The 22,053-nt window shown below is 60.1% G+C and carries 17 protein-coding genes; 12 read left to right on the top strand and 5 right to left on the bottom strand.

Annotation, left to right across the window (positions count from 1 at the left end; genetic code table 11):
* Window positions 1-26: 26 nt before the first annotated feature.
* Window positions 27-1,106: a 3-phosphoserine/phosphohydroxythreonine transaminase gene (gene serC, locus QZ511_RS01585; RefSeq protein WP_295797954.1), complete on the bottom strand. Its 1,080-nt coding sequence runs from the start codon at window positions 1,104-1,106 to the stop codon at window positions 27-29.
* A gap of 191 nt (window positions 1,107-1,297) precedes the next feature.
* Window positions 1,298-3,889: a DNA gyrase subunit A gene (gyrA, locus tag QZ511_RS01580; protein ID WP_295797952.1), complete on the bottom strand. Its 2,592-nt coding sequence runs from the start codon at window positions 3,887-3,889 to the stop codon at window positions 1,298-1,300.
* Window positions 3,890-4,136: 247 nt separating this feature from the next.
* Between gyrA and QZ511_RS01575 the strand changes: the two genes are divergently transcribed.
* From QZ511_RS01575 to murQ, 5 genes are all read left to right on the top strand, one after another.
* A complete protein-coding gene (locus QZ511_RS01575) occupies window positions 4,137-5,504 on the top strand; it encodes a TRZ/ATZ family hydrolase (protein WP_295797949.1) in 1,368 nt (455 codons plus the stop codon).
* 195 nt (window positions 5,505-5,699) lie between these two features.
* Complete coding sequence (gene ubiG, locus QZ511_RS01570; RefSeq protein WP_295797946.1) at window positions 5,700-6,404, top strand: bifunctional 2-polyprenyl-6-hydroxyphenol methylase/3-demethylubiquinol 3-O-methyltransferase UbiG; 705 nt, start codon at window positions 5,700-5,702, stop codon at window positions 6,402-6,404.
* Window positions 6,405-6,421: 17 nt separating this feature from the next.
* Window positions 6,422-7,087: an HAD-IA family hydrolase gene (locus QZ511_RS01565; protein WP_295797944.1), complete on the top strand. Its 666-nt coding sequence runs from the start codon at window positions 6,422-6,424 to the stop codon at window positions 7,085-7,087.
* Between the two features lie 36 nt (window positions 7,088-7,123).
* Window positions 7,124-7,879, top strand: a complete 756-nt coding sequence (locus tag QZ511_RS01560) for a YciK family oxidoreductase (protein WP_295797942.1) — start codon at window positions 7,124-7,126, stop codon at window positions 7,877-7,879.
* A gap of 185 nt (window positions 7,880-8,064) precedes the next feature.
* Entirely contained in the window at window positions 8,065-8,997 is a 933-nt protein-coding gene (gene murQ / locus QZ511_RS01555) for an N-acetylmuramic acid 6-phosphate etherase (protein WP_295797940.1), read from the top strand.
* Between the two features lie 73 nt (window positions 8,998-9,070).
* Here murQ and QZ511_RS01550 read toward each other — a convergent pair whose 3' ends face one another.
* The gene (locus tag QZ511_RS01550; RefSeq protein WP_295797937.1) at window positions 9,071-9,436 is read right to left on the bottom strand and encodes a hypothetical protein; all 366 of its coding nucleotides are present in this window, start codon (window positions 9,434-9,436) and stop codon (window positions 9,071-9,073) included.
* Window positions 9,437-9,599: 163 nt separating this feature from the next.
* Between QZ511_RS01550 and QZ511_RS01545 the strand changes: the two genes are divergently transcribed.
* The 5 genes from QZ511_RS01545 (at window position 9,600) to QZ511_RS01525 (ending at window position 14,585) form a co-directional block, all read left to right on the top strand.
* On the top strand, window positions 9,600-10,055 hold the full coding sequence (locus QZ511_RS01545) for a hypothetical protein (protein ID WP_295797935.1): 456 nt from the start codon (window positions 9,600-9,602) through the stop codon (window positions 10,053-10,055).
* Window positions 10,056-10,343: 288 nt separating this feature from the next.
* The gene (locus QZ511_RS01540; protein WP_295797932.1) at window positions 10,344-11,495 is read left to right on the top strand and encodes a sigma-70 family RNA polymerase sigma factor; all 1,152 of its coding nucleotides are present in this window, start codon (window positions 10,344-10,346) and stop codon (window positions 11,493-11,495) included.
* A gap of 168 nt (window positions 11,496-11,663) precedes the next feature.
* Window positions 11,664-12,248: an acyloxyacyl hydrolase gene (locus QZ511_RS01535; protein ID WP_295797929.1), complete on the top strand. Its 585-nt coding sequence runs from the start codon at window positions 11,664-11,666 to the stop codon at window positions 12,246-12,248.
* 232 nt (window positions 12,249-12,480) lie between these two features.
* Window positions 12,481-13,497, top strand: a complete 1,017-nt coding sequence (locus tag QZ511_RS01530) for a glycosyltransferase family 4 protein (protein ID WP_295797926.1) — start codon at window positions 12,481-12,483, stop codon at window positions 13,495-13,497.
* A gap of 17 nt (window positions 13,498-13,514) precedes the next feature.
* The gene (locus tag QZ511_RS01525) at window positions 13,515-14,585 is read left to right on the top strand and encodes an ELM1/GtrOC1 family putative glycosyltransferase (RefSeq protein WP_295797923.1); all 1,071 of its coding nucleotides are present in this window, start codon (window positions 13,515-13,517) and stop codon (window positions 14,583-14,585) included.
* Here the strand turns inward: QZ511_RS01525 and QZ511_RS01520 are convergent.
* Window positions 14,561-15,709, bottom strand: coding sequence for a glycosyltransferase (locus QZ511_RS01520; RefSeq protein ID WP_295797919.1), 1,149 nt, complete (start codon window positions 15,707-15,709; stop codon window positions 14,561-14,563). The two genes, QZ511_RS01525 and QZ511_RS01520, sit on opposite strands and share 25 nt — an antisense overlap.
* 145 nt (window positions 15,710-15,854) lie before the next feature.
* On the opposite strand from QZ511_RS01520, the gene QZ511_RS01515 reads away from it, so the two are divergent.
* The gene (locus QZ511_RS01515) at window positions 15,855-16,811 is read left to right on the top strand and encodes a TraB/GumN family protein (RefSeq protein WP_295797915.1); all 957 of its coding nucleotides are present in this window, start codon (window positions 15,855-15,857) and stop codon (window positions 16,809-16,811) included.
* Window positions 16,812-16,935: 124 nt separating this feature from the next.
* Window positions 16,936-18,177: a porin gene (locus tag QZ511_RS01510; protein WP_295797912.1), complete on the top strand. Its 1,242-nt coding sequence runs from the start codon at window positions 16,936-16,938 to the stop codon at window positions 18,175-18,177.
* Between the two features lie 97 nt (window positions 18,178-18,274).
* Here the strand turns inward: QZ511_RS01510 and QZ511_RS01505 are convergent, their stop codons facing one another.
* Window positions 18,275-21,826, bottom strand: a complete 3,552-nt coding sequence (locus tag QZ511_RS01505; protein ID WP_295797909.1) for an indolepyruvate ferredoxin oxidoreductase family protein — start codon at window positions 21,824-21,826, stop codon at window positions 18,275-18,277.
* Window positions 21,827-22,053: the final 227 nt, after the last annotated feature.

The raw sequence follows: 22,053 nt of genomic DNA, 5'->3' as shown, positions 1-22,053 counted from the left end.
TTCCTTGTACCCGCTCTTTTCCCGGACTAGCCATTGCGCTGTTCGAATTCCGCCATAAATGCCACCAGCGCCTCCACCGCCTCCAGCGACACGGCGTTGTACAGCGAAGCCCGCATACCACCCACGGAGCGGTGCCCCTTGAGGTTCAGCAGGCCGGCCTCTTCCGACTCTGCCAGAAACTGCTTGTCCAGACGATCATCCGCCAGCACAAACGGTACATTCATTCTGGAGCGGCTGCTCTTCTCCACCGGACTGGAGAAAAACTCGCTGCGATCGAGGAAATCGTACAGCAGCGCCGATTTCTGCTTGCTGAACTCCGCCATCGCGGCCACACCGCCCTGGGCTTTCAGCCACTTGAACACCAGCCCGGAGAGATACCAGGCGAAGGTGGGCGGCGTGTTGTCCATGGAGCCACCTTGCGCGGCGATCTTCCAGCTGAGGCTGCGGGGGATATCCGGCAGCGCGCGGTCCAGCAGGTCGTCACGCACGATACCCACCGCAATGCCGGAGGGACCGATATTTTTCTGCGCACCGGCGTAGATAAATCCGAACTGCTCCACCGGAATTGGCTGCGACAGGATGGTGGAGGACATATCCGCAACCAGCGGGCTCTTCACCTGCGGGATATACGGAAACTCCACCCCGCCGATGGTCTCGTTGGGCGTGTAGTGGAAATAGGCGGCGTCGGCACTTTCCTGCCAGGCATCGGCCGCCGGCGCATAGGAGAAGTTGCGATCTTCCGCGCTGGCAACAATATTCACCTCGCCGTAACGGCGGGCTTCCTTGATGGCCTTGTCCGCCCACTGCCCGGTATGGATGTAGTCCGCCTTTTTGCTGCCGGCACCAAACAGGTTCCAGGGTATGGCGCTGAACTGACCGGTAGCCCCCCCCTGCAGGAACAGCACCCGATAACTGTCGGGGATATCCAACAGGTCGCGCAGATCCTGCTCGGCCCCTTCAGCCACGGCAGTAAACTCCGGGGAACGGTGGCTCACTTCCATCACCGAACAACCCAACCCTTGCCAGTCCAACAACTCTTCCTGCGCCTGCCGCAATACCGGTTCCGGCAACGCCGCAGGACCCGCACAGAAATTAAACTTCCTCATTGATTCACTTCCACAGAAGAACACAGACTTGAATTACAACTTTGCAAAAAGAGTGACCGGGCGAGAACCCGCGACCTCAAAATCGCGAGCGTCTATTACAGACCTTTCGCCAAAGGCACAAACTTCCCCGCCAAAGTCAAAAAAGGCCGCGAGTGATCGCAGCCTTTTTTCGGATTACATCGGACCAGTGGTTACTCCCCGGCACCGCCGTCATCAGCGGCGGCGGCTTCGTCGCCACCTTCACCTTCTGCATCCTCGGTTTCCTGGATCCGCGCCAGTCCCACCAGGTTCTCACCATCCTTGAGGCGGATTACGCGAACCCCCTGGGTATTGCGACCCAGTACGGAAACCTCATCCACCCGGGTGCGCACCAGGGTGCCCTGGTCCGAAATCAGCATGATTTCCTCACCGGGGTGCACCTGACAGGCGCCAACCAGCGCGCCGTTGCGCTCGCTTTCGGCAATGGCGATCACGCCCTGGGTACCGCGGCCCTTGGTGGGGAAATCGCTGGTAGCGGTGCGCTTACCATAGCCGTTTTCCGTCACCATCATTACCGAGCCGCCCTCTTCCGGGATCACCATGGCAATAACGCAGACGCCGTCGGCCATGCGGATACCACGCACACCGCGGGAAACACGCCCCATGGAGCGGACATTTTCCTCGGCGAAGCGCGCCGCCTTGCCGGCACTGGTGAGCAGCAGGATGTCCTGACTGCCATAGGTAATCGCGGTCGCCACCAGGCGGTCGCCCTCTTCCAACTCGATCGCCCGCAGACCGACGCTGCGCGGACGGGAGAAGGCGGTCAGCGGGGTCTTCTTCACGGTGCCGTTGGCAGTGGCAAAGAAGATGAAGTGATTTTCGTCGTACTCCGATACCGGCATCAGGCTGCTGATCCGCTCGTCGTCTTCCAGCGGCAGCATGTTGACCATCGGGCGACCGCGGGAAGCGCGACCGGCGGTGGGCACCTCGTAAACCTTCAGCCAGTACACCTTACCCTTGTTGGAGAAACACAGGATGGTGTCGTGGGAATTGGCAATCAGCAGGTGCTCGACGAAATCCTCGTCTTTCACCTGGGTGGCGGACTTGCCCATACCGCCGCGGCGCTGGGCCTGGTAGTCCGCCAACGGCTGGCTCTTGGCGTAGCCGCCGTGGGAAATGGTCACCACCTTGTCTTCCGGGGTGATCAGGTCTTCCACCGACAGGTCCTGGCGGGAAGCGACGATATCGGTGCGGCGCTCGTCGCCGTATTCCTTCTCCAGCACTTCCAGCTCTTCACGGATCACCTGCATCAGGCGCTCCGGGCTGCCGAGGATTTCCAGATATTCAGCAATCTGTTCCAGGCGCTCACTGTATTCCGCCAGCAGCTTGTCGTGCTCCATACCGGTCAGGCGATGCAGGCGCAGCTCCAGAATGGCCTGGGCCTGGGCCGGGGACAGGTAGTAGCTGCCATCGCGCAGGCCGAATTCCGCCGGCAGATCATCCGGGCGACAGGCATCAGCACCGGCGCGCTCGAGGAATTGCTGCACCTCGCCCACCGGCCAACCCTTGGCCAACAGCGCCTCGCGGGCATCCGCCGGGGTCGCCGAAGCCTTGATCAGCTCGATCACCGGGTCGATATTGGAAATGGCGATCGCCAGACCTTCCAGAATATGCCCGCGCTCGCGCGCCTTGCGCAGCAGGTAAACGGTACGGCGGGTCACCACTTCCTGGCGGTGGCGAATGAAGTATTCCAGCAGCTGCTTCAGGTTCAGCAGCTTCGGCTGGCCGTCGACCAGCGCGACCATATTGATGCCGAATACACTTTCCAGCTGGGTCTGGGAGTAGAGGTTGTTCAGAACCACATCACCCAGCTCACCGCGCTTGAGTTCGATTACCACGCGCAGGCCGTCTTTGTCGGACTCGTCGCGCAGCTCGGAGATACCCTCGATTTTCTTCTCTTTCACCAGCTCGGCAATGCGCTCGATCAGACGCGCCTTGTTCAACTGGTAGGGAATCTCGTGAATGATAATGGTCTCGCGGCCGGACTTGTCATCCCGCACCACTTCCGCCTTGGCGCGGATGTAGATGCGACCACGGCCGGTGCGATAGGCCATCAGGATACCGGCGCGGCCATTGATGATGGCGCCGGTGGGGAAATCCGGACCCGGGATGTATTCCATCAGGTCGTCGACGGACAGCTCGCTGTTGTCGATCAGCGCCAGGCAACCCTTCACCACCTCACTCATATTGTGCGGCGGGATATTGGTCGCCATACCCACGGCAATACCGGAAGAACCGTTCACCAGCAGGTTCGGCACCCGCGACGGCAATACTTCCGGCATCTGCTCGGAGCCGTCGTAGTTGTCGATAAAGTTGACGGTTTCCTTGTCGAGGTCCGACAGCAGCTCGTGGGCGAGCTTGTCCATGCGGATCTCGGTGTAACGCATGGCAGCCGCGCTGTCACCGTCGATGGAACCGAAGTTACCCTGGCCGTCCACCAGCATGTAGCGCAGGGAGAACGGCTGGGCCATACGCACGATGGTGTCGTACACCGCACTGTCGCCGTGCGGGTGGTATTTACCGATCACGTCACCCACCACACGGGCGGACTTTTTGTACGGCTTGTTCCAGTCGTTCTTGAGTTCGTTCATGGCGAAGAGCACGCGCCGGTGCACCGGCTTCAGACCGTCGCGCACGTCCGGCAACGCACGGCCCACAATCACGCTCATCGCATAGTCGAGGTAGGACTGCTTCAGCTCTTCTTCGATATTGATCGGAGAAATTTCTTTGGCTAATTCGCCCATATTTTCAGGCATTCCTTATCGTTAACGCCGCCCGCGGGGCAGGCCCCGGCTTCGCCCGCCACCACCACCCTTCTATGGGAGAGCACAGCAACAGACTGGGAAACTATTGGGGCCAGATGGTCACAGACCCCGATCAAGCGGGCGATTCTACCACAACTGGCGCGCGGTAGGACGACTTGTAGAGACTTGTTCACGCTTCCATGCACCGCTAAAGTCTGCGCCTTTCCCCCGGAACAAAAATCGACCAATGGCAACTGCAAGCACCCCCGAAAACACCTCAAATTCGAACAAAAAACAGACAATCGACAGCCTGATTCACGCCCGCTGGATCATTCCGGTGGTACCGGAACAGCGGGTGTACGAAAATTGTTCGCTCGCAGTTCACGACGGAAAAATACTCGCCATACTCCCCCAGCGCGAGGCGCACAATCGCTACCGTGCAGCGGACGAGCACAACCTGGGCAACCAGCTGCTGATCCCCGGCCTGATCAACACCCACAACCACGCCGCCATGAGCCTGCTGCGGGGCTTCGCCGACGATCAGCCGCTGATGACCTGGCTGGAAAAACATATCTGGCCAGCGGAGCAGCAGTGGGTCAGCCCGGAGTTCGTCGCCGACGGCACCCGCCTCGCCATGGCAGAAATGATCCGCAGCGGCACCACCACCTTCTCCGACCAGTACTTCTTTCCCGAAGCCACCGCCGCTGTCACGCGCGACGCCGGCATGCGCGCCCAGATCGCCTTCCCGGTAATCGACTTCCCCAATCCCTGGTCCAGAAACGGCGACGACGCCATCGAAAAAGGCCTCGCCCTGCGCGACGACTACCGCTCCCACAGCCGCATCGCCCTCGCCTTCGCCCCCCACGCCCCCTACACCGTGGGCGACGAAACCCTGAAAAAGATCGCCATCTACGCCAACGAACTGCAGATGCCGGTACAGATGCACCTGCACGAAACCGCCGGTGAAGTAGAAAGGGCCATCGCCGACAGCGGCCAGCGCCCGAGCGAGCGCCTGCACAACCTCGGCCTGCTGTCCCCGCAGATGCTTTGCGTACACATGACCGCCGTCGACGACAGCGACATCGCCCTGCTGCAGAAAACCGGCGCCCATATCGCCCACTGCCCCCGCTCCAACCTCAAACTCGCCTCCGGCTTCAGCCCCGTGGCGAAACTGTTGGAAGCCGGCATCAACGTCGCCCTCGGCACCGACGGCGCCGCCAGCAACAACGGCCTCGACATGCTCGCCGAAACCAACACCGCCGCCCTGCTCGCCAAAGCCGTTGCCGGCAACGCCGCCGCCCTCCCCGCCCACCAGGCCCTGGCCATGGCCACCATCAATGGCGCGCGCGCCCTAGGCATTAATGATGTCACCGGCAGCCTGGAAGTGGGCAAAAGCGCCGACCTCTGCGCCATCGACCTCAGTGAACTGGAACAGCACCCTTTGCACGATCCGCTGTCACAACTGATATACACCGCCAACGGCCACCACGTGCGCAACGTGTGGGTGGCGGGAAAACAGCTGCTGAAAGAGCGCAAACTGACCACACTGAATGAGGAAGAACTGCGGCAACGGGCGGGTGTATGGCGTGATAGAATCGCCGGTCGCGCAAACTGACTTACTGCTAACGAAGTCTGTTACCAAGAATTGAAGGTGGCGATCCCGGGAACCGTTTCCGGGACCTTCACAGACATGGATGTCTGTGCAGAGCCCCCACGGATGGGTTTACGGCGTGTCCCGGAAACGGTTCCCGGGAGCGTCAACGCCACTCAAGGTGGGAAAAACGGACCACCCAAAGAGATCAAGGCCAAAATGACCAACGTAGACCCGGCGGAAATCGCCAAATTCGAACAACTGGCCAGCCGCTGGTGGGACCAGCAGGGTGAATTCAAACCCCTGCACGAGATCAACCCCCTGCGCGCCAACTACATCGACGAACGCGCCCCCGTCGCCGGCAAAAAACTCCTCGACGTCGGCTGCGGCGGCGGCATCCTCGCCGAAGCCATGGCCCAACGCGGCGCCGACGTCACCGGCATCGACCTCGGCGAAGCCCCGCTGAATGTCGCCAAACTGCACGCATTAGAGAGCGGCGTCAGCATCGACTACCGCCGCATCGCCGTCGAAGAACTCGCAGCCGCAGAACCGGAAAGCTACGACATCGTCACCTGCCTCGAAATGCTCGAGCACGTGCCCGATCCCGCCTCCGTCATCCGCGCCTGCGCCAAACTCGTCAAACCCGGCGGCCACATCTTCTTCTCCACCATCAACCGCACCCCCAAAGGCTGGCTATTTGCCGTAGTCGGCGCAGAATATGTACTGCGCATGTTGCCCAAAGGCACCCACGAATACGGCAAATTCATTCGCCCGTCCGAACTCGGCCGCTGGGCCCGCGAAGCGGCCCTCGAAACCCGGAATATCACCGGCATGACCTACAATCCCCTCACCCGCAGTTACAAACTCGACCCGCGGGATGTAGACGTCAACTACCTGATGCACACCGTGCGACCGGCCGAATAACCCCAGAAGTACCCCACATGAAAGCTGTATTATTTGACCTGGATGGCACCCTGTTCGACACCGCACCCGACTTCGTCGTGGTGCTGAACAAACTGCGCGAACAGGAACAACTGCCACCTCTGGCCGACGCCACCATTCGCGAAGTGGTCTCCAATGGTGCCCGCGCCATGGTGCGCCTGGGGTTTGGCGTCGACGAAGGGGAAGCGGGATTCGACGACTACCGCCAGCGCCTGCTGGATCTCTACCTGGCCCACCTCGCCAGCCACACCGAGCCATTTCCGGGGATCGAACTGCTGCTGAACCAGCTGGCGGAAAACCAGATTGCCTGGGGCGTGGTAACCAACAAGCCCGCGGCCTATACCATCCCCCTGCTGCGCGCCTTCGCGCACCTGCCCACGCCCGGCGCCATTATCTGCCCCGACGACGTCGCCAAGCGCAAACCGGACCCGGAACCGGTACTGCTCGCCTGCAGCCGTATTGGCTGCCTGCCCACCGAGGCCATTTACGTGGGCGATCACGAGCGCGACATCATGGCCGGGCGCGCCGCGGGTATGCCCACCATTGCCTGTAGCTACGGCTATATCGATTGCGAAGACGACCCGGAAAACTGGAACGCAGACCACCTGGTACACAATGCCGCCGAAATCTGGCCGCTGCTGCAACAGCACTACCTGAAGATCTGAACCACGCACTGAAGCATTCTGAAATCACGGATCCCCATGTCAGAAACCGTAACCAATTACAGTCCCCGTCCCGACCTGCTGAAGGACAAAGTCATCCTCGTGACCGGCGCCGGCGACGGCATCGGTCGCGTCGCCGCCAAAACCTATGCCGCTCACGGAGCCACCGTCATCCTGCTGGGGCGTACGGTGCCGAAACTGGAGGCGGTATACGACGAAATTGAAGCCGCCGGCTGTGCCAAGCCGGCGATACTGCCAGTGGACCTGTCCGGGGTGAAATGGGAAGAACTGGAATTTCTCGCGGAAGGTGTGGACCAGGAATTCGGCCGCCTTGACGGACTGCTGCACAACGCCAGCCTGCTGGGCCAGCGCACCCCCATCGCCAACTATCACTACGCCACCTGGCAACAGGTGATGCAGGTGAATGTGAACGCCGCTTTCGGCCTCACCCGCGCCATGCTGCCCCTGCTGGAACAGTCTTCCGCCGGCTCGGTGATCTTTACCGGCTCCGGTGTCGGCCTCAAAGGCCGCGCCTACTGGGGCGCCTACTCTGTGTCCAAGTTCGCCACCGAAGGTCTGATGCAGGTGCTGGCGGACGAAGTGGAAGGGGTATCCAATATCCGCGTCAACAGCATCAATCCCGGCGCCACCCGCACCAATATGCGCGCGGCCGCCTACCCCGCCGAAGACCCGAAAACCGTCACCATCCCTGAAGAGATCATGCCCACCTATCTCTACCTGATGGGTGAAGACAGCATCGGTGTGAACGGCAAGCAATTCAACGCCCAGAGTTGAACTCCCCACCCTGATGGCCCAACCCGCCACGGCGGGTTGTCGGCGATCTGCAAAAATCCCAGGCTGCTATAGAATTCCACTACCGCCGACATATTTTTTACCGGCAGCGTAACCTGATTCAGATTTATCGGATTTCTCCCGAATGGTCTCGGCCACAGGACAATCCGCCCGCCAGCGAAGGGGATATGAAACAGTCACACCCGGAAGAACTCGGATCGCTGACCAGCGAATCGCGCAATCCCGACAGCGAGGACATCGACCTGCTGCCGGTGGCCGCGATACTGGAAAAGATCAACCACGCAGATGCCCAGGTACCCACTGCCGTACAGCAGGTTTTGCCGGATGTTGCCAAAGCGGTAGATGCAGTGGTGCAGGCGTTTCGCGACGGTGGTCGACTGATCTATATGGGCGCCGGTACCAGCGGGCGTATCGGCCTGCTGGATGCGGTGGAGTGCCCGCCGACTTACGGAGTTCCGGAAGGTATGGTGATCCCGCTGATTGCCGGTGGCGAAGCCGCCGTGCACCGGGCCCAGGAAGGCGCGGAAGACGATCCCGGGCTGGGCATGGCGGACCTGAAGAATATCGATCTCAGCAGCCGTGACGTGGTGGTTGGTATCGCCGCCAGTGGCCGCACGCCCTATGTGGTCGGCGGCCTGCGCTACGCCCGCAGTCTCGGCTGTACCGCCGTTGCGCTGGCCTGCAATCGCACCGCGGCAATTGCCGACGAGGCGGATATCGCGATCTTGCCGGAAGTGGGTCCGGAAATCCTCACCGGCTCGACCCGGATGAAAGCGGGTACCGCGCAGAAACTGGTGCTCAACATGATCACCACCGCCAGCATGATTCGCCTGGGCAAGAGTTTCCACAACCTGATGGTGGATGTGAAGGCCACCAACAACAAACTGGTGGACCGCACCCGGCGGATCGTGATGGAGGCCACCGGGGTCACTTTTGCAGAGGCGGACAAAGTGCTCGATCAGTGCGATCAGAATGCCAAGCTGGCCATCATGGTCATTCTCAGTGGACTCGAACGCGATGACGCGGAAACAGCACTGGCAGATGCGGGCGGTTTCCTGCGGCGGGCGCTGCAGGAAACCGGCAAGACGGGGACTCGGTAACAGCCGGTAACAAAGTGACAGACAAAAAAATACCCGGGGAGGACCCGGGTATTTTTTTGTCGCGGGATCGCGCTTACTCTTCCGCGTGATCGATCTCTTCCGCGGCTTCCACCACTTCATCCATGGCATCTTCCGCTGCGTCAGCCGCCTCTTCCACCATGTCCCCGGCTTCGTCAGCTGCGGCCTCTACAGTGTCTTCCGCAGACTCCGCCGCGTCTTCCATGGCCTCGGGAACGTCAGCAAAAACGTCGCCATCGGCAGCAGCCATCATATCCTCTGCCGCGCTCGCAGCCTCGGCCCCTGCAACTTCCGCCTCGGCTACCGCAGCATCCACTTCACTGGCAATGGCACTTTCCGGTGCCGCCGGCTCCATGTTGGTGTAGTAGAAATAGCCACCAATTGCTGCAATGACGATTGCGGGAATAATGATTTTTTTCATAGCCAACCCCTGACTGTGTGATGTTATGGTTGTTTTTAAAGCTAAAAGCCCGTCAATTCTTCCACGGTGCCCACCTGAGTAATGTGACCGGCAACACAAATTGATTTGTTCGCGCCCGCGCAGTCGGGCAAAATCCGGCAAAAGACAACCTTGGAGTTTCCCCATGAAGCTGTTCTTGCGGCCACGAGTGAACGTTTCCCTGCCTGCCCTGGTGTGCGTCGCCAGCCTGCTTGGCGCCGCCCCCCTGTCCGCACAGACGCTTCGGGAAGAGCTCAAAACCTGCGCCCAGTTCAGCGACGACCGCAAACGGCTGCAGTGCTTTGACAAGCTGGCTGCCGGCCTTCAGCAGCACGCGGAAAAGCAGTTCGGCCAGGAAGCCCAAAAAGTCATCGAAGAGGCGCCAGATTCCATCACCGCCACCATTACCGAAGTCACCAAAGGAGCCTATGGCAAGTACACTTTTGCGTTGGACAACGGCCAGGTCTGGCGCCAGACCGGCAGCAGCCGGGTCATCTGGAAAGGCGGGGAGCAGATAGAACTGGAGCGCGGCGTCCTCGGCGCCTTTTTCATGCGCAAGGTCACCGGCGGTCGCTCCGTCAAGGTCAAGCGCGTCCAGTAATTTTGCCCTGCCCCGCCCCGCCTACCCCCACTTTTCCCGGCGGGGGTGCGGCTGTACAGCGTTGTCACCCGGACCATTCGGCGGAAATCGCCGCAATTTCTCCCAGTAAAACCCCGCAGTCCCATTTCGTACGGCGCAGTATTCAACCCTCGTCTATATTCAGTGTGTCCGTATGGCGATTCTCGCGCCATGCGGTAATCCTGCGCAGGGATGACGCCGGTGGTTTTACGGCATGCTGAATGGCGCAGGATTGCTGCACCGTTCAGCCTCAGCATAAGGTCCAGAATCTTGTCCCGAGTCAATATTCACACAAGGGATGATGAATGGCTGAAGGAAAATAGCACCAACCTCTCCGGGGAAGACTACGCCCGGGATGATCCGGATACGGCGATGTCCGCATCGGATGCTCGCGAGGACAGCCCGTCCTCTGACGAGGAATCCCTGGGAGAAAGTGTCGGCACCCCGATGCAGAACTATCTCAAACACCTGTACCGTCTCGATCTGCTCACACCGGAGGATGAGCACGCGACGACCTGCATGCTGCGGGAACTGGAAGACAAAATCATCGCCCTGCTGCAGAAGCGCGGGGTCACCCTCGTCGACCTGCGCAGTGAGGGCGTCGAGCAGCGCGGCAGCACCGGCGCCTATGATCACGGCCTGATCATTGCCAAGGCGGAAGAGCTGCTGGCGGGAGAAAACATCTCCCGCCGGGACCGCAGTTCCCTGCAAAGCCTGATGAAGCGGTTCAAGGCGCAGCGCAAAAAGCTGATCCAGTGCAACCTGCGACTGGTGATCGCTATCGCCAAGCGCTTTCGCAATCCATCGGTGCCCTTTATCGACCTGATCCAGGAGGGCAACGTGGGATTGATGAAGGCCATCGAGCGTTTCAAGCCACAGATGGGTTACCGCTTCTCCACCTATGCCTACTGGTGGATCCAACAGGAAATCCAACTCACCCTGCGGCGCAATGACGACCTGGTAAGGCAACCCGCCAACGTGCAGGATGACCTGCGCAATATTTACCGGGCCATCAGCCAGGTGCGCGCGGAGGGATTGCCCGCATCGGACGATAACATCGCGCGCAAAACCGGTCTCGATCTGGAGCGGGTGCAGAGTCTGCTGAAATTGCCCGGCCCAACCGGTTCCCTGGACGACCCCATATCGGATGACCAGAGCAGCACGCGCCTGGACTATGCCCCGGCGAGCGACCTGTTCAACACCGATGAACTGGTGTCAAACCAGGAGTTGGCGGAGCGGTTGCGGGAAGCCGTGGCCAAGCTGCCACCGCGGCAGCGTACGGTACTGAGCCTGCGGTACGGCCTGATATCCGATCGCGACTGCTCTTTCCGCGTCATCGGCGAACAGCTGGGGCTCAGCCAGGAGCGCGCGCGGCAGCTACATTCCGATGCACTGAGGCAACTGAAACGGCAGTGGCGCTAGCGCGCGCCCCTGCGTCACTTCCAACATTTCAACCACCACGGGCGCGCAATGTCGCGCCCGCGGTGCTATCTGCTTGCCGCGCACAGGTTTGCGCTTCAACGGTTTCCGGCTAACCTTAATCTGCACAATGCAGACAGCCTCTAAATTCAATAACCGGCGAATTCATTCATGCGTGTACCCGGCTCCGCATTCACCCCTGTAGTATTGAAAGCCATTTTTATTGCCGCACTGGGCGCACTGTATGCGCTGCCCGCGCAGGCGGAAAAAGGCGATCAGGAGTGGATATTCAGCGCCGGCAAAGGGCTGGGCGATGCACTGATCCAGCAGAAATCCATTGCCGGTGCCGGTATGCTGGGGGCCAACTATGCCTATCAGTTTTACGATTACCCGGGCCGTCACCGGATTCAGTGGTGGGCGCAGGGCAGCTACTCGTTTATGCAGAACGATTACCGCGGCCGCGACCAGACCCAGCATATCTGGGAACTGAAACCGGTATTGCGCTGGTATCCGCGCCCCCAGGCAATCCGCTGGTTTGGCGAGGTGGGCGTGGGTGCAGCCTACCTCACCGAGCGCAGCTTTGGCCCCATCGAGCTCTCCACCAACCTCAATTTTTCCCTGCACTTTGCCGGCGGCTATACCCTGCAGAACGGGCAAACCCTGTCACTGCGTTACAGCCATTTTTCCAACGGCTATACCAATACTCCCAATCCGGGATTTGATTTTGCGTCGTTTAACTGGCACATCGCCTTCTGATTGCATTGGCATCCAGTGTTGTTATCGCGCACTAATATCAAGCCGCTGCAATCAAACAGTCACAATTCAATAAACCTTTCGTCACATTCTGCCGCAACAATACGTTCAATCCCGGTCGCACCTGCGATCACCAAGTAACGCGCTGCAACTTATCCCGCTCCCATAAATGCCCACCAACTGGCGGTGGACCACAGAATAACCGGCGGCGCCACAATCGCGGACGTGCAGCCGAATGATCAGTAATATCTGCCACCTTATCGCCAGCCGGGAACACGGCGGACTGGAAAAGCACGTTGCCGACCTGTCCCGCTGGCAGGCACACAATACCGATGCCCAGGTATCCGTGATCGCGCATCCGCGCTACCTGCAGACCCTGGATGAAAAGGTCCAGTTCATACCACTGAATACCGACCGCAGTCGCCATCACCCCAACCTGGTATGGCGGCTCGCCAACTATATTCGCAAAGGCGAGTACCAGATAACACACGGTCACGGCAGCAAGTCCGCACAGTTACTCGCTGCGGTCAAACCCTACACGGAATCACTTCAGGTCATCACCCGTCACAACGTGCGCCATCCCCGGGACAAACTCGCCAGTAATTTCGATGCCCGCATCGCCATCAGTGAAGGTACCGTTGCCAATTCCAAACTGAACTGGAACATCATCCCGAATGGCGTCGAGCTGCGAGCAGCTGCCGCCAGTTCAACGGTGGTTGACGGGAGCGCGGAAAATCAGCCGGTACTACTGGTCACCGGGCGCCTGATCAAGGGGCGCGGAGTGGATTGCCTGCTGGCCGCCCTGGCAGATTTGCCGCGGGTACAGCTGGTGATACTCGGAGACGGTCCGGAAAAGAATACCCTGCAGAAGCAGGCGCAGACCCTTGGCATATCGCAGCGGGTGTCTTTCTTTTCCGCCACTAACGCACTGGCAGAATTTCTGCAGGCTGCGGATCTTGTGGTCATTCCCGCCCTGGGTGAAGGCGCGCCCTACACAATGATCGAGTCATTGCTGCACCGGCGTCCGGTACTGTCGACACCCGCCGGCAACGCCGTCGAATACCTGCCGCAAAGGTACATCCTGGAAGATCCCACAGCGCAGGGTCTCGCGCAGAAAATTGCCTGGATTCTGGACAACCGGCAACAAATGGAACGCGACTTCGCGCCGTTGTATCAACGGGCCAGCGACGAACTGACTCTGGACTCCATGGCCCGGGCAACCTGGCAGGTCTATACCCAATTGATTGCCTGATTCCACAGAGGTAGACGATGCATATTGCCATTTTGAGCGACGGTATCCCCGGCCACCTGAACCAGAGTCTCGGTCTGCTGGCCTGGCTGCAAAGCGAAAACAACCGTGCAGTTACCCACGAAACTCTGGACTGCCAGTTGCAACGGAAATGGGCGCGCCGGGGCCTCGCGTCTGCGTGTAACCAGTTGCACTACCTGCCCGCTCTCGCCACCTCCATTCTCAGCGCCTATAAGCTGCAGCAACCGCAGAAAAAGCCGGACCTGCTGATTTCCGCCGGAGGCAATACCAGTTATGCGAACTGCGCGCTCAGCAACCGCTGGGCGTGCCCAAACCTGTTTTTGGGCTCACAACGACGGTTGCGTCCGGGCAACTTTAGCGGGCTACTGACCCTGGAGCCCACACCCGTTGCAGACAGCAGCAATATCGTTATGCCATTCGCCCCCTCACCGGTCGCCGCAGGTGCCGGGCACCCGCCGCGGGAAAATGTCTGGGGACTGCTGCTGGGGGGCGATGGCAGCGGCTATGAATATCGGGAGCAGGACTGGCAGGCCCTTTTGGGCTGGGCTGCGGCGATACACCGTCAGTACGGCATTCGCTGGGTGATTGCGACATCGCGCAGAAGCCCGCAGATGTTGCGCGGGGAATGCCAGCGAGTGCTGGGTGATACGGCAATTTTCGCCGGTTGCTGGGCCGGGCACGCAGGCGCTGCAGATTTCGCCACCAGCCTGCCCGACGCCGGGCGCATATTCTGCACCGAAGACAGCATGAGCATGCTGAGTGACGCCTTCAACCTTGGGCGGCCTGTGACCAGCTTGCGACCGGACAGCGCAGCGCCGCCCGCGCGCTACCAGGCAGCCCTTGCCGCCTTTGAAGCGCAGCAGCTGTTAGCCCGCTGGAATATCGCGGACCTGAACACGGACGCCCTCCAACTGGTTGGCGGCGCGGGGACGCAGACACTGGCCAGTGAACGCCTACTGGCAACCCGCCGCCAGGTGATCCGGGCCATCGCCCTGCGAGTGCGTACAGTGCATGACCGCGCTGCCGGCACAGTCCACCAAGCGGGTCAGCCCATACTCGCGGCTTCCTGACCTTGCCCCCGCGTCAGGCTTTCATATAACGCCAGGGTCCGCCGGGTGGAATCCTGTAGGGTAAAACCGTCGAAGCAGATCGGCCGGGGGGAATCCAGAATCTCCAGGCTGGCATTGACCAGAGCATCGGTGGTGTTTTCCGCGATGACCCCTTGCGGGAAGCAGTGTCCAGCAATTTCAGCCCCCGCGCCGCTACCCGCCAGGGTAACCGCCGGGCAACTCATGGCCAGTGATTCCGCCACAACCCGGCCAGTGCCATTCGCGACTTCCGCGAGGTCATAGGTTATCCGCGCACTGGCATAAAACTCACGCATGTCGCGGCGGCGCCCGAGAAACAGCACGTGTTCGTGCAGCCCCATCTGTTCGGCCAGGTTTTCCAGTTTGCGAGCGTACTTGTCACCACCGTCGGGAATATCCCCGAGGACGAGCCCAAACACATCGTCCCGTTGCAGTCGAATGGCGGCCAGCATTTCAAGGAATTGCTGCTGCCCCTGCCCCGGCGCTACCACTGCGGGCAATAGCAACCAGTGCTTGCCTTCCAGCTGGGGGAAATCATTCAGAATCCGCTGATGCCAGTGCCCGGATACCGGTGCACTGCCGTCCAGCTCCCGGGTGTTCACGCCGCGGTGAATGACCTCAGGCGGCAACTGCGCAAAAGCGGACGGATAGGTTTGCTGCAGGCATGTGGCCAGCGCCGACGAAGCCGCAATAACCCGCTCGCCCCGACACAATGCCGCATTGCTCAAGCGGCCGCGAAGTAGACCCCGACGGGGTTTTTCATGAATCGACGTCACCAGGTGCGGCCGGTACCCGGCGGGAATTTTCCTGATCGCTGAAAAAGACAAACGCGCCGGCAGCGGCCCCCGTGCGTGCACGATATCCGGTGCCAGCTCCTGCAGCAGTGCCCGCAACCGGCCCACCAGCACAAATGTGCGCAGCGAGGATTTTTCCACCGCCAGCCGCAGATGCTGGCTCCCGTGCAGGTTCAGGCGCGAAACCAGCTCCCCCCCTGCCGAAACAACAATCGACTCGTGTCCCTGCTTGACCAGCTCCTGGGCGAACTCCAGCGCGGTCAGCGCCACTTCCCCAGTTTCCATCGAGGGCAAAATCTGCACAATTCGCATATCTGATACTCAGCATCCCCGCCGTATCGGCTCACCATTCCAGATTGACTATTCTACCGCTGAAATCAACGCCACAGCGCACAAAATTCACAACAACCACAAAGGGTCACAATTCCTGCGCGATGCAGTAGCATGGAGTGGTGTGATGAAAATGCGCACCGGTCGAACCGGCCTGACTTCTCCGTTAATAAAGGATGTCCTAAACACTATGAAAATTGGATTCAAATCATTCTGGTTTCTAGCCTTTACGCTGTTGATGGTCGCCGTGCAACCGGCGCTGGCAGCAGAAGATCAGGGCCTGTTACTGGAAGCCCGCAAGGGCGAAAAAACGGTGTACTTGCTCGGCTCCGTCCACCTCGCCGATGAGAGTTTTTACCCGCTGCGCAAAGACATCAAGGCCGCCTACGATCGCAGCGATGCGCTGGTGGTGGAGGCAGATATCCTGAAGGCGGAATCCGACATAACATTGCAGCAGCAAATCATGACGGAATCTCTGTACCCTCCGGGCGACAACCTAAAGAACCATATTTCCCCGGATATTTACCAGCAGCTGCAGGAATGGCTGAGCCAGCGCAATATTCCCGAACCCATGTTCAATCGGCAGCGTCCGGCTATCGCGATGATCACCCTCAGCATGGTGGAGATGCAGGCTCGCGGTCTCAACCCCCAGCTCGGCATCGATCGCCATTTCCTGTTGCAGGCACACAAGAGCAACAAGCCGGTCCTCGAGCTGGAGAGCGTAATAGAACAGCTGCGCATGCTGAACAGCCTGGAAAATCCTGATCTGTATTTGAAACAAACCCTGGAGCAGCTGGCAGAGATGGATAGCTTCGTCCCCAGGATGAAGCAAGCCTGGAAGCAGGGAAGCACAGACGAACTCTACCAGCTCGTCATTGCGGAAGGACTGGAAGAAAATCCCGAGTTCGCACCGCTGTATGACGCCCTCTTCTTCAAGCGCAACCGGACCATGGCGAAAACCATTCAACAGTTGAGCGGCGACCATCAGTCACTGTTCGTCATCGTCGGTGCCGGACACCTTGTTGGCGACCGGAGTGTGACAAAACTACTGCAAAAGCAGGGATTTCAGATCAACCAAATATAACCGCCCGCCTATTGCACCGGTTACCGCTTGCGGGCGGTAATCGGCTGCTAAACTCCCTCTGACCTGTTCATTCAACAACCGAATTTCGACAACCTGGTTGCCGGACGAGGCGGAGGATCTTGTGATGAAATGCCCGGCAGTATTGTTTGCCACGGGAATAGCGATGGCGTTTGCGCCGTCCTTGAGTTTTGCCGATGAAGCCAGTACCAAGGGCGGCCTGAAGATCGAAAGCGCTGACGGCAATTATTCCGCCTCCCTCGGCGGACGTATTCATTTCGACCTGTACCTGTTCGATGAGGATCTGGAAGATCCGGTGAGTTCCACAGATTTCCGCCGAGCGCGCGTTACCGTAAAAGGCAACGTTTACGACTGGCGCTATATTCTCGAACAGGATTATGCGGGCGGCGATACCCTGAGTGGCTTTCGCGATGTGTATGTCGCGCGGAAATTTTTAAATGGAGAGGTGCGCATCGGTCAGTTCAAGCCGTTCCGCTCCATGGCGGAAATGACCAGCTCGAATGAAATCACCATGATGGAGCGCCCCTTCTCGAGTTCTACGGGGCTGTATGACGGACACCAGTTTCAACAGGGGATCGGCTGGACGGGCGTGGAGAACTGCTACACCCTGGGATTCATGGCCTTCAACCTCAGAGATGCCGGCACCCGGCGGAATGAAGGTGTAGGCGCTTCAGGCCGGCTGTCCTGGGCACCGATCAACGATGATCTCAGTACACTGTATTTCGGCACCTCCATCAGTTTTGAAAATGCCAACCAGAACACCCCCGACCTGATAGCCGAAGCCGACTATGCCGGGCGCCGCGGCCCTTCACAATTGATGGCACTGACTCCCGGCGACCTGGGGGGAGATATGAGTACCTTTTCGCTGGAATTTGCCGGGAGTTTTGGTCCGGTTTATTTCCAGTCCGAATACGCAATCGGAGATTTCGACGGCGACTATTACCTCACCGAAGAGGAGTTTTTTGACGAGTTCGGCGCGCCCCCTCCTTTCTATTGCCCCACGGAAGACGACTGCTATATTGGCGACCAGACCGTCCACACCTGGTACATACAGGGCAGCTGGATGCTGACCGGAGAACACAAGACCTATAACAGCAAGCGCGGCGCCTTCAATTCCGCCAAACCCTCGGGCTCGGGCCTGTGGGGCGGTACCTGGGAACTCACAGCCCGTTACGACACCATGGAAAACCGCGATATTCGCGGCCTCGAGGCCAGCAGTGCCATCCTGGGGCTCAACTATTACGCCAACAACAATGTGCGCTTTATGCTGAACCTGGTATTCGGCGACGACGACTTTACCGGAGATGGCACCAACCAGCTGGCGATACGTACCCAAATGCGCTGGTAGCACTGTGAACGCGTCGCTGCACGCGCAAAAACGATGGTTACGGAAATAAAAATGGCGAGCCAGGCTCGCCATTTTTATTTCCGATCATGAGACCAGGTCACCCCACCTGCTGCGCCTTGGCCGGGTCGAACACTTCCACCTCCACTACCTTGCCTTTGGCGGCGGCCTGCGGGTTGTAGAAACGATCCAGTGCCTGGGCGCGGAAGCCGGCAGCCTCTTCCACATTGGCGTCCTTGATCAGCCCGTAACCACGAATGCGATCCGGGTAATTCAGCAGTTCGATGGCTGCCCCGTGGTTGTCCGCATTCAGCTTGCCAACCACTTCGTCCACCAGCTGCTCATACTCGGCAATCAACGCCCGCTCCATTTTGCGCTCTGCGGTATAGCCGAAAATATCCAGTGCGGTGCCACGGAGGAATTTCAGCTTCGCCAGAACGCCGAAAGCCTTGTGCATCCAGCCACCGAATTTCATTTTGCGCGGGCGGCCCAGATCCTTGTCGAAACGGCTGAGTAGCGGTGGCGCCAGGTTGAATTCCAGCTGGTAATCGCCGTCGAAATTCTCCTTCAGCGCATCCATAAAACGGTCGTCGGTATACAGGCGGGCCACTTCGTACTCGTCCTTGTAGGCGAGCAGCTTGGCGTAATTGCGCGCGACCACTTCCGCCAGTGCCTCGCTGCCGGGCACTTTCAGGATTTCCGCATCCTTAACCTTGTCCACCAGCATCCGGTAACGGCGTGCCAGCGCTGCATTCTGGTAGCCGGTCAGGTGGGCTACGCGGTGCGCCACCACCGCCTCCAGCCCCTGCGGCAGGGACACTTCTTCGTCCTGCGCCAGCAGCGCATCCAGCACGCTGCGGTCCTGGGCAGCAATACGGCCGGCCGCCAGGCCCTGCAGGTTGGCTTCCACCGCCACGCCGTTGAGTTCAATTGCCTGGCTAATGGCATCCAGCCCCAGCGGAATCAGGCCTTTCTGCCAGGCAAAGCCCAGCATGAAGATATTCGCTGCCAGGGTATCCCCCAGCGCGGCCTTGGTCAGCTTGTGGCCTTCCACCACATCCAGCTGCAGCACCGCATCCTTGATGGTATCCAGCACTGCCTGCGGGGAGTGGATATCCTCACGGCCCAGTACGGATGCCGCGGTTGGGCTCAGGTGGGTATTCACCACCGCGCGGCTGTGGGTCTCGTCGAGCTTGGCCAGGCTCGCGGACAGGTTGCCGGCGGCGATCAGGTCGCAGGCCATCAACGCATCGGCGCGGCCGTCGGAAATACGCACCGCCTGCAGCGCTTGCGGCTTGTCCGCGAAGCGCACGTGGGAGTAAACCGCCCCGCCCTTCTGTGCCAGACCGGTCTGGTCCAGGGTGCTACAGGCCTTGCCCTCGATATGCGCCGCCATGGCCAGCAACGCGCCGATGGTGACAACGCCGGTACCACCGACACCGGTAACCAGCAGGTTAAACGGCTCCTGCAGTTGCGGCAGCTGCGGCACCGGAAGCTTGTCCGCCGCCTGGCACAGGGCATCACCGACACCGGCGCGCTTCGCGAGCTTGCCGCCCTTGACGGTGACAAACGACGGGCAGAAACCGTTGACGCAGGACATGTCCTGATTGCAGCTGGTCTGGTTGATGCGTCGCTTGTCCCCGAGCGCGGTCTCGACTTTTTCCACCGCAATACAGCTGGACTGGGTCACACAGTCACCACAGCCCTCGCATACCAGTTCGTTGATGAACGGGCGACCCTCGGCTTTCGGCAGCAGGCCGCGCTTGCGCTTGCGGCGCAGCTCGGTGGCACAGGTCTGGTCGTACACGATCACGGTACAGCCCGGCTCTTCGCGCAACTCCTTCATCACCATCGGCATATGGTCGCGGTGGCGGATTTCCACTTCTTTGGGGAATGTGAGCGCGTTACCGTATTTACTGGTGTTGTCCATTACCAGCACAACCTTCTTCACCCCTTCTGCCAGAACCTGGCGGCAGATCATATCGGGGGCGAGTTCACCGTCGTGAGGCTGACCACCGGTCATGGCCACAGCGTCGTTGAACAGAATCTTGTAGGTGATGTTGACCTTGGCGGCCACCGCCGCGCGGATCGCCAGCAGGCCCGAGTGGAAATAGGTTCCATCGCCCAGGTTCACGAATACATGGGGTTCGCTGGTAAATGCCGCCTGGCCAATCCAGTTGACGCCCTCGGCGCCCATCTGGGTAAAGGTAAAGGTTTCCCGGTCCAGCCACTGGGCCATATAGTGACAGCCGATTCCCGCCAGTGCGCGACTGCCTTCCGGCACCCGGGTAGAGCGGTTGTGGGGGCAGCCGGCGCAGAACATCGGCAAGCGCGCAACGCTGGAACCCGCCTGGGTGGAAATACGCTCCGCCAGCGCATCGAGACGCATCAGGCGGTGCTTGGCGCGCTCGTTCAGGCGCTCGTCCCCCAGCAGGTAACCCAGCACCTGGGCGACTACCGCCGGTGACAGCTCGCCGTACATGGGCAGCAGCGGATTGTCGTGTTCGTCCACCTTGCCGAGAATGCGCGGGAAGTGCGGGTCCCGCAGGTGCACGTTGTACAGCTCTTCTTTGAGCTGTACTTCCATCAGGCTGCGCTTTTCTTCCAGCACCAGCAGCGAGTCCAGCCCGCGGGCGAACTCCTGGATACCCGGCACATCCAGCGGATAGGTCATACCCACCTTGAGAATACGGATGCCCAGCGCCCTCGCCTGGACCTCGTCAATCCCCATATCCTCGAAGGCCTGCATCAGGTCCAGGTGCGCCTTACCGGTGGTAACAATGCCGAGGGTGGCGTCTGGGTTGTCCAGCACCAGTTTGTTCAGCTGGTTGGCGCGGGCGAAGGCCAGTGCCGCCGGACGCTTGTAACGCCACAAGCGCTCTTCCTGCTCCAGCGGATTGTCCTGCTTGCGGATATTGAGGCCGCCCGCGGGGCGCTCCACTTCCGGATATTCGAAGGTGACACCGGCGGGGTTCACCTCGACTACAGACGAACTGTCCATGTTCTCCGCAAGGGTGATCATCGCCACCCAGCAACCGCTGAAACGGGAAAGCTCCAGGCCATACAGACCGTAATCCAGCACTTCCTGCACAGTGGAGGGGTTCAGCACGGGAATATGCATGTCGACGAAGGCAAATTCGGACTGACCGGGGTAGGACGAGGACTTGCAGCCGTGGTCGTCACCGGCAATGATCAGCGCCCCGCCCCTGGGGGAGGACCCGGCGGCATTGGCGTGGCGGAAAGCGTCACAGGAGCGGTCGATACCCGGGGTTTTGCCGTACCAGATACCGCAAACGCCATCCACCTCAGCCCCTTCAAACAGCCCCACCTGCTGGGAGCCCCACACGGAAGTGGCCGCGAGCTCCTCGTTGACCCCGGGCACAAAGCGGATATTGTGCTCATCCAGCAGTTTTTGCGCGCGCGCAAGCTGCTGGTCATAGCCCCCCAGGGGAGAGCCGCGGTAGCCGGAAATAAAGGTGGCGGTGTTGAGACCGCGGGCGCGGTCGATCCGCATCTGGTCGATGGGAAGCCGTACCAGGGCCTGAATACCCGATAGCAGTACCGGGCCTTGCTGAGTGGTGTATCGATCGTCCAGAGATACCGGCTTGGCTGTTGCTGCCGGAGATTCCGTGGTCACTTTCTGCTCGCTCATACGCCTACATCTTCTGCTGGTATACGAATGCCCGCTACCGGGGCGGGCATTCAATAATTATTGTGATTCGAGGCGCGCATCGCAGGTCCGGGCGGCAATTTTTTGCCTGAAAGGCCAGCGCCCGGAATTTGCGACGGCGTGGTCAAGTCATACTAGTGCTTAAAGCGCAATGAAACATTGCTTTATTTGCACGCTTGCGCTTAAAATTATGATAGCCATCTCGGCCA

Source organism: uncultured Microbulbifer sp. (genome assembly GCF_913055755.1).
Classification (GTDB): Bacteria; Pseudomonadota; Gammaproteobacteria; order Pseudomonadales; family Cellvibrionaceae; genus Microbulbifer.
Note: the sequence above shows the minus strand (reverse complement) of the source record. Positions and strands in the feature narration are given on the sequence as shown.

Bases quoted from the DNA above. Each gene is read 5' to 3' on its own strand.
- QZ511_RS01515 (WP_295797915.1), top strand. From the start codon at position 15,855: ATGAAAATGCGCACCGGTCGAACCGGCCTGACTTCTCCGTTAATAAAG.
- gyrA (WP_295797952.1), bottom strand. From the start codon at position 3,889: ATGGGCGAATTAGCCAAAGAAATTTCTCCGATCAATATCGAAGAAGAG.
- serC (WP_295797954.1), bottom strand. From the start codon at position 1,106: ATGAGGAAGTTTAATTTCTGTGCGGGTCCTGCGGCGTTGCCGGAACCG.
- QZ511_RS01530 (WP_295797926.1), top strand. From the start codon at position 12,481: ATGATCAGTAATATCTGCCACCTTATCGCCAGCCGGGAACACGGCGGA.
- QZ511_RS01525 (WP_295797923.1), top strand. From the start codon at position 13,515: ATGCATATTGCCATTTTGAGCGACGGTATCCCCGGCCACCTGAACCAG.
- QZ511_RS01565 (WP_295797944.1), top strand. From the start codon at position 6,422: ATGAAAGCTGTATTATTTGACCTGGATGGCACCCTGTTCGACACCGCA.
- QZ511_RS01575 (WP_295797949.1), top strand. From the start codon at position 4,137: ATGGCAACTGCAAGCACCCCCGAAAACACCTCAAATTCGAACAAAAAA.
- QZ511_RS01520 (WP_295797919.1), bottom strand. From the start codon at position 15,709: ATGCGAATTGTGCAGATTTTGCCCTCGATGGAAACTGGGGAAGTGGCG.
- QZ511_RS01535 (WP_295797929.1), top strand. From the start codon at position 11,664: ATGCGTGTACCCGGCTCCGCATTCACCCCTGTAGTATTGAAAGCCATT.
- ubiG (WP_295797946.1), top strand. From the start codon at position 5,700: ATGACCAACGTAGACCCGGCGGAAATCGCCAAATTCGAACAACTGGCC.
- QZ511_RS01545 (WP_295797935.1), top strand. From the start codon at position 9,600: ATGAAGCTGTTCTTGCGGCCACGAGTGAACGTTTCCCTGCCTGCCCTG.
- QZ511_RS01560 (WP_295797942.1), top strand. From the start codon at position 7,124: ATGTCAGAAACCGTAACCAATTACAGTCCCCGTCCCGACCTGCTGAAG.
- QZ511_RS01550 (WP_295797937.1), bottom strand. From the start codon at position 9,436: ATGAAAAAAATCATTATTCCCGCAATCGTCATTGCAGCAATTGGTGGC.
- QZ511_RS01505 (WP_295797909.1), bottom strand. From the start codon at position 21,826: ATGAGCGAGCAGAAAGTGACCACGGAATCTCCGGCAGCAACAGCCAAG.
- murQ (WP_295797940.1), top strand. From the start codon at position 8,065: ATGAAACAGTCACACCCGGAAGAACTCGGATCGCTGACCAGCGAATCG.
- QZ511_RS01510 (WP_295797912.1), top strand. From the start codon at position 16,936: ATGAAATGCCCGGCAGTATTGTTTGCCACGGGAATAGCGATGGCGTTT.